Origin of the sequence: Pseudoramibacter faecis (assembly GCF_036289405.1) — a bacterium.
Classification (GTDB): Bacteria; Bacillota; Clostridia; order Eubacteriales; family Eubacteriaceae; genus Pseudoramibacter; species Pseudoramibacter faecis.
The window spans coordinates 110311-116526 of sequence record NZ_JAYFFI010000005.1 but is presented as its reverse complement, the minus strand read 5'-3'; the positions used below and the strand labels follow the sequence as shown (position 1 = coordinate 116526).

Sequence of the window (6216 nt, the reverse complement as noted above, 5' to 3'; positions counted from 1 at the left end):
TTCTTCGACGGCTACCGTCCGCAGTTCTACTTCAGAACCACCGACGTGACCGGCGACATCAAACTGCCGGAAGGCGTTGAAATGGTTATGCCTGGGGACAACACCGAAATGGAAGTCACACTGATCACCCCGGTCGCCATGGAAGAAGGCCTGCGCTTCGCCATTCGCGAAGGGGGTCACACCGTCGGCTCCGGCGCGGTTGCGAAAATCATCGACTAACAGACCGAAACCAAACCGTCAAGGACCCACCGACCGGCGGGTCTTTTTTAGTGCCTGCGATTTAGGAGAGAGGACAGCGAAATCATGCCCTGCACGTTTGCGAATGACGGCAGACAAACAAAGGCTTTAGAAAGAACTGAATAAAAGCTTAAGCGGTGCAACGATGAAAACAGTTTGAAAGAGAAATGAAAATATTTTGAGAATTCATCAAAAAAAACTTGCGCGCCGAGAAGAATTCCATTATACTAACTAAGGTTGGCTGTCTGCGATGAATCGGGAAGTTGCTGTTACTAATTCAGGTCACTTCCGAGGAGTATGTCACGATCACAGAATCGGGCGAATATCGTCTGAGCAGAGCGAAAGAAAAAGGGCACGGGCCCGGTTTTTTTCGGACAGCCTCTGTGAACACCCGGGAGGGTGGACAGGCGAAGGAGCGCAGCACCTTAAAAACTTTAGGAGGTTTGTTAAAGGTATGAGCAAACAAAAAATTAGAATTCGGTTAAAAGCTTTCGATCACAAATTGCTGGATCAATCCGCACAGCGCATTGTCGAAACGGTGAAGCGCACCGGCGCTGCTGTTTCCGGGCCGATTCCGCTGCCGACAGATAAGGAAGTCGTCACGATTCTCCGCGCCGTCCACAAATACAAGGATTCCAGAGAACAGTTTGAAATCAGAACCCACAAGCGTTTGATCGACATCCTCGAACCGACCCCGAAAACAGTCGACGCGCTGATGCGCCTCAATCTGCCTTCCGGCGTCGATATCGAAATCAAGCTCTAAAAGATTAAGATTGTCAGCCAAAGTATTATGATCGCAAGGGTGATCCAATAATCAGGAGGAAAAATGAAAAAAGCAATTATCGGTAAGAAAATCGGGATGACGCAGATCTTCCAGGAAGATGGAACCGTCGTGCCGGTCACCGTTGTTCAGGCAGGACCCTGCACGGTGGTGCAGAAGAAAACCCTCGAAAACGATGGCTACGAAGCGGTGCAGTTGGCTTATGGAGACATTAAAGAAAAGAATGTCGTCAAACCGGCGAAAGGTCATTTTGACAAATACGGGGTGGCTTACGCCCGGACGCTGCGCGAATTCAGATTGGACGACTGCGCGTCGCTGGAAGCCGGCCAGGAAATTAAAGCCGACGTTTTCGAAGCGGGCGACAAGGTTGATGTTTCGGGCAAGTCCAAAGGGAAGGGCTATGCCGGTGCCATCAAACGCTGGGGCCAGCAGAGAGGTCCCATGGCGCACGGTTCCAAATATCACCGCAGCGCCGGCTCCATGGGCGCATCGGCCTATCCGGCCCGTGTGCCCAAGGGCAAACATCTCGCCGGGCAGATGGGGAATAAAAACGTCACAGCCCTGAACCTCGAAATCGTTCAGGTGGACGCGGAAAACAATCTTCTGCTCATCAAAGGTGCCGTCCCGGGGCCGAGAGGTGGCGTGGTTTCCGTCAAAAGCAGTGTGAAAGCTGCCGAATAACGCAAGGAGGAAGTCAAATGCCAAAAATCGATATTTTAGATATTAAAGGAAATGTCGTCGACAGTGCCGAACTGAGCGACCGCGTCTTCGGGATCGAACCGAACGAACCGGTGGTTCATCAGGTTGTCGTCGCGCAATTGGCCAATAAACGCCAGGGAACCAAAGGCAGCAAGACCCGATCTGAAGTGCGCGGCGGCGGCAGAAAGCCGTGGCGTCAGAAGGGCACAGGTCGCGCCCGCGCCGGTTCCAGCCGTTCGCCCCTGTGGGTCGGCGGCGGCGTCATTTTTGCGCCGAAAGCCAGAGACTTCAGCAAAAAGGTCAACAAGAAGGTCCGCAATCTCGCGATGCGCTCGGTGTTCTCGGCGAAATTTGCCGACAAGGAGCTCCGCGTGGTCGATGCGTTTAACTTCGACGCGCCCAAAACCAAAGATATGATCGCTGCGCTGACCGCGATTGATGCACCGAAGGCGCTGGTGGTCACACCGGAAAAGGTGGACAATGTTTATCTGTCCGCCCGCAATATTCCGAAGAGCCGGGCGACCACCGTCGCTGAGCTCAACGTTTATGACATGCTAAAATACGACGTGCTGGTGCTCACCAAGGATGCGCTGGCGAAGATTGAGGAGGTATATGCCTAATGAAGGACGCACGCGATATCATTATCCGTCCGATCATCTCTGAAAAGAGCATGGACAACACCGAACAGAAGAAATATACCTTCAGAGTTGCCAAGGACGCCAATAAAATCGAAATCAAAAACGCTGTCGAAGAAATCTTTGATGTGACGGTCGCGAAAGTGACCACCATGAACATGAAAGGCAAGACGAAAAGACGGGGCTACACCGTCGGCAGAACCTCCGACTGGAAGAAGGCCATCGTCAAACTGACGGAAGACAGCAAGGCCATCGAATTTTTCGAAGGGGTTTAATCATCGCCCGATAAGCAAAATGAAAGGAAGGTTTGCGAATAATGGGGATTAAAAAATACAGACCGACTTCTCCCGGACGCAGAAATATGTCCGTCAATACCTATGAAGAAGTCACCAAAAAAGAACCGGAAAGATCGCTGCTCGCGCCGCGGAAAAAGAATGCCGGCCGCAATGTTTACGGCCGGATCACCGTTCGCCATCAGGGCGGCGGCGCGAAGCGCAAATACAGAATCATCGACTTCAAGCGCAGCAAGGACGGTGTGCCGGCGAAGGTTGCAGGGATCGAATACGATCCGAACCGTTCGGCCAACATTGCGCTGCTGCATTATGCCGACGGCGAAAAGCGCTATATTCTGGCACCGCTCGACCTGAAGGTCGGCCAGACGGTCGTCTCTGGCGCCGACGCCGATATTGTGGTGGGCAACTGCCTGCCGCTGGCCAATATCCCGGTGGGGACCATGGTGCACAATATCGAATTCAAGGCGGGCAAAGGCGGTCAGATGGCGCGCTCCGCGGGTTCATCCGCTCAGCTGATGGCCAAGGAAAACAACTACGCGACCCTGCGGCTGCCCTCCGGCGAAATGCGCATGGTCCGTCTGGAATGCCGCGCCACCATCGGCGTCGTCGGCAATCTGGATCATCAGAATGTCCGCATCGGGAAAGCGGGCCGCAAACGCCACATGGGGATCCGCCCGACGGTTCGCGGCTCGGTTATGAACCCGAACGACCACCCGCACGGCGGTGGGGAAGGTCGTGCGCCGGTTGGCCGTCCGGGACCTGTTACCCCCTGGGGTAAACCGGCTCTTGGCTACAAGACACGCAAGAAGAAAAAAGATTCTGACAAATACATCGTCAGACGTCGTAACGCCAAGTAATTAGGAGGTTTATCAATGAGTCGATCTTTAAAGAAGGGGCCTTTCGTCGAAGAAAGACTGCTTAAAAGAGTAGAAGAAATGAACGAAAAGGGCGAAAAGAAAGTCGTTAAGACCTGGTCGCGTTCTTCCACCATTTTCCCGCAGTTCGTCGGGCACACCATCGCCGTCCACGACGGCCGCAAGCACGTGCCGGTCTACTGCACCGAAGACATGGTAGGCCATAAACTTGGCGAATTCGCTCCGACCCGCACATTCAGAGGGCATGCCGGCGAAAAGAAAACCGGCGCGTTCTAAGCCTGAAGGAGGAAAAACATGGAAGCTAAAGCAACAGCGAAATATGTCCGCGTTTCATCCAGAAAGGCCAAGCTCGTCGCCGATGCCATTCGCGGCAAAAGCGTCGGAGAAGCTTTATCGGTTCTGCAGCTGACCCCCAACAAGGCAGCCCGCATGATCGAAAAAGTGGTTCTCTCTGCCTATGCCAACGCGGAAAACAACCACAACATGAATACAGATACCCTGTATATCCATCAGATTTCAGCCAATCAGGGCCCGACGCTTAAGCGTTGGAAAGCCGGTCCCCAGGGCCGCGCTTTTCCGATCAAGAAGAGAACGTCCGTTCTTACCGTCGTCCTGAAAGAATCCGATGCTAACGAATAATCATAGGGGGTAAATAAATTTGGGTCAGAAAGTTAATGCGTTCGGTTTTCGCGTTGGGGTTATCAAGGACTGGAATGCGAAATGGTACGCGAATGATAAAAACTTTGCCGATAATCTGATTGAAGACAATAAGCTGCGTCAGTACATTAAGACTAGCCAGTTTCAGGCCGGTATCTCCAAAATTGTCATCGAACGTTTCGGCAATAAAGTGAGAATTCACATCTACACAGCCAAACCGGGTATGATCATCGGCCGCGGCGGCGCCGGCATCGACGCCCTCAAAGCGGAACTCGAAAGGATGATCAAGAAGACCGTTTTCATCAACATCGTCGAAGTCAAAAACATCGATATGGATGCGCAGCTCATCGCGGAAAACATCGCCGGTCAGCTGGAAAGAAGAATTTCTTTCCGCCGCGCCATGAAGCAGGCCATGCAGCGCACGATGCGCGCAGGCGCCAAGGGGATTAAAACGTTGGTCTCCGGCCGTTTGAACGGGGCTGAAATTGCTCGTAAAGAAGGCTACGCACAGGGGAACGTGCCGATGCAGACGCTGCGCGCGGATATTTCCTATGGTTTTGCCGAAGCGGACACCACCTACGGCAAGCTGGGCGTTAAAGTTTGGGTGAATAAGGGCGAAATCCTGACCGGGCGCGAAGACGTGCTGGCGGATGCCGCCAAGGCAGATAGCAGCCGCGGCAAGAAAAGCAGCGGCCGCCGCAAATCCGCCCAGCCCGAAGCGTAAAGGAGGATGTTAAATTATGTTAATGCCAAAGCGTGTGAAACGCAGAAAACAACATAGAGGCCGCATGAAGGGGAAAGCGACCCGCGGCAACACCGTCACTTACGGTGAATTCGGGATTCAGGCGCTTGAACCGGCTTGGATCACCTCCAACCAGATTGAAGCAGCCCGTGTCGCCATGACCCGTTATATCCGCCGTGGCGGTCAGGTCTGGATCAAGATCTTCCCGGATAAACCGGTCACCGCTCAGCCGGCCGAAACCCGAATGGGTAAAGGGAAAGGCTCCCCGGAATACTGGGTGGCCGTTGTCAAGCCGGGCCGCGTCATGTTTGAAATCGGCGGCATCTCGGAAGAAATGGCCAGAGAAGCTTTGCGTCTGGCTCAGCATAAACTGCCGATCAAGACAAAGATTGTCAAGAAGGCCGACCAGGAAGGTGAACAGGCATGAGTAAACAATTAACCGAATTGAGAAATCTCAATGACGCTGAACTGAAGACAAAGCTGGGTGACCTGAAAGAAGAGCTCTTCAATCTGAGATTCCAGAATGCGACCGGTCAGCTCGAAAATCCGATGCGGATTCGCGAAGTCAAGAGAACGTATGCCCGCATTCAGACCATCCTTACAGAACGTCAGATGGCTGCAAAACAGGCATAGGAAGGAAGGATAGCTGATGGAACGTAATGAAAGAAAAACGCGCGTCGGCAAAGTGGTGAGCGATAAGATGGACAAGACGATTGTCGTCGCCATCGAAACGTTCAAGAAACACCCGCTGTACAAAAAACGCGTTAAAGATACAGTCACATTTAAAGCCCACGACGAAAACAACGAATGCCATGTCGGCGATACTGTTCGCTGCATGGAAACCAGAAAACTGTCCAAGGACAAAAACTGGCGCGTCGTCGAAATCGTCGAAAAGGCATTATAATTTGTCACAGGAGGTATCAGAGATGATCCAGCAGGAAACCAGATTAAAAGTCGCTGATAACACTGGGGCAAAGGAACTTTTGTGTATCCGAGTGCTCGGCGGCTCCGGCAGACGCTACGCCAATATCGGCGACGTGATCGTCGCTTCGGTTAAAAGCGCGGCGCCGGGCGGCGATGTGAAAAAAGGCGATGTTGTCAAGGCGGTGGTCGTGCGCACGGTGCGCGGCGTCCGCAGAAACGACGGCAGCTATATCAAGTTCGACCAGAACGCCGCCGTTTTGATCAACGATGACAAGAACCCGAAGGGCACCCGCATCTTCGGGCCTGTCGCAAGAGAGTTAAGAGACAAAAAGTACATGAGAATCGTGTCTTTGGCTCCTGAAGTGTTATAAGG

General features: G+C 53.0%; 13 protein-coding genes. All 13 read left to right on the top strand.

The window, feature by feature from the left end; translation table 11 throughout:
- The coding region (locus V3C63_RS05905) for an EF-Tu C-terminal domain-related protein (RefSeq protein ID WP_483434127.1) at window positions 1–219 on the top strand (219 nt) is incomplete at its 5' end.
- 472 nt (window positions 220–691) lie between these two features.
- The gene (rpsJ, locus tag V3C63_RS05900) at window positions 692–1000 is read left to right on the top strand and encodes a 30S ribosomal protein S10 (RefSeq protein WP_040639974.1); all 309 of its coding nucleotides are present in this window, start codon (window positions 692–694) and stop codon (window positions 998–1000) included.
- Window positions 1001–1063: 63 nt separating this feature from the next.
- The gene (rplC, locus tag V3C63_RS05895; RefSeq protein ID WP_329886876.1) at window positions 1064–1699 is read left to right on the top strand and encodes a 50S ribosomal protein L3; all 636 of its coding nucleotides are present in this window, start codon (window positions 1064–1066) and stop codon (window positions 1697–1699) included.
- Window positions 1700–1716: 17 nt separating this feature from the next.
- Complete coding sequence (rplD, locus tag V3C63_RS05890; protein WP_329886875.1) at window positions 1717–2337, top strand: 50S ribosomal protein L4; 621 nt, start codon at window positions 1717–1719, stop codon at window positions 2335–2337.
- A complete protein-coding gene (gene rplW / locus V3C63_RS05885; RefSeq protein ID WP_329886874.1) occupies window positions 2337–2627 on the top strand; it encodes a 50S ribosomal protein L23 in 291 nt (96 codons plus the stop codon). The genes rplD and rplW overlap by 1 nt, the downstream gene beginning before the upstream one ends.
- A 41-nt stretch (window positions 2628–2668) precedes the next feature.
- Window positions 2669–3502: a 50S ribosomal protein L2 gene (gene rplB, locus V3C63_RS05880; RefSeq protein ID WP_329886873.1), complete on the top strand. Its 834-nt coding sequence runs from the start codon at window positions 2669–2671 to the stop codon at window positions 3500–3502.
- 15 nt (window positions 3503–3517) lie between these two features.
- A complete protein-coding gene (gene rpsS, locus V3C63_RS05875; protein ID WP_329886872.1) occupies window positions 3518–3796 on the top strand; it encodes a 30S ribosomal protein S19 in 279 nt (92 codons plus the stop codon).
- 18 nt (window positions 3797–3814) lie between these two features.
- On the top strand, window positions 3815–4159 hold the full coding sequence (rplV, locus tag V3C63_RS05870) for a 50S ribosomal protein L22 (RefSeq protein ID WP_006598928.1): 345 nt from the start codon (window positions 3815–3817) through the stop codon (window positions 4157–4159).
- A gap of 19 nt (window positions 4160–4178) precedes the next feature.
- Window positions 4179–4901 (top strand): 30S ribosomal protein S3, encoded by a 723-nt coding sequence (gene rpsC, locus V3C63_RS05865; protein WP_329886871.1) that lies wholly within the window; start codon window positions 4179–4181, stop codon window positions 4899–4901.
- Window positions 4902–4917: 16 nt separating this feature from the next.
- Complete coding sequence (gene rplP / locus V3C63_RS05860) at window positions 4918–5346, top strand: 50S ribosomal protein L16 (protein WP_329886870.1); 429 nt, start codon at window positions 4918–4920, stop codon at window positions 5344–5346.
- Window positions 5343–5552 carry a 50S ribosomal protein L29 gene (gene rpmC, locus V3C63_RS05855; RefSeq protein ID WP_006598925.1) on the top strand — a complete coding sequence of 70 codons (210 nt, stop codon included), beginning with the start codon at window positions 5343–5345 and terminating at the stop codon, window positions 5550–5552. The genes rplP and rpmC overlap by 4 nt, the downstream gene beginning before the upstream one ends.
- A 13-nt stretch (window positions 5553–5565) precedes the next feature.
- Complete coding sequence (gene rpsQ / locus V3C63_RS05850; RefSeq protein WP_040639973.1) at window positions 5566–5823, top strand: 30S ribosomal protein S17; 258 nt, start codon at window positions 5566–5568, stop codon at window positions 5821–5823.
- A 22-nt stretch (window positions 5824–5845) separates the two neighbouring features.
- A complete protein-coding gene (rplN, locus tag V3C63_RS05845) occupies window positions 5846–6214 on the top strand; it encodes a 50S ribosomal protein L14 (RefSeq protein ID WP_006598923.1) in 369 nt (122 codons plus the stop codon).
- The last annotated feature ends 2 nt before the right edge of the window (window positions 6215–6216 follow it).

Coding starts and splice junctions, on each gene's coding strand:
- rpsJ (WP_040639974.1), top strand. CDS start 692: ATGAGCAAACAAAAAATTAGAATTCGGTTAAAAGCTTTCGATCACAAA.
- rplC (WP_329886876.1), top strand. CDS start 1,064: ATGAAAAAAGCAATTATCGGTAAGAAAATCGGGATGACGCAGATCTTC.
- rplD (WP_329886875.1), top strand. CDS start 1,717: ATGCCAAAAATCGATATTTTAGATATTAAAGGAAATGTCGTCGACAGT.
- rplW (WP_329886874.1), top strand. CDS start 2,337: ATGAAGGACGCACGCGATATCATTATCCGTCCGATCATCTCTGAAAAG.
- rplB (WP_329886873.1), top strand. CDS start 2,669: ATGGGGATTAAAAAATACAGACCGACTTCTCCCGGACGCAGAAATATG.
- rpsS (WP_329886872.1), top strand. CDS start 3,518: ATGAGTCGATCTTTAAAGAAGGGGCCTTTCGTCGAAGAAAGACTGCTT.
- rplV (WP_006598928.1), top strand. CDS start 3,815: ATGGAAGCTAAAGCAACAGCGAAATATGTCCGCGTTTCATCCAGAAAG.
- rplP (WP_329886870.1), top strand. CDS start 4,918: ATGTTAATGCCAAAGCGTGTGAAACGCAGAAAACAACATAGAGGCCGC.
- rpmC (WP_006598925.1), top strand. CDS start 5,343: ATGAGTAAACAATTAACCGAATTGAGAAATCTCAATGACGCTGAACTG.
- rplN (WP_006598923.1), top strand. CDS start 5,846: ATGATCCAGCAGGAAACCAGATTAAAAGTCGCTGATAACACTGGGGCA.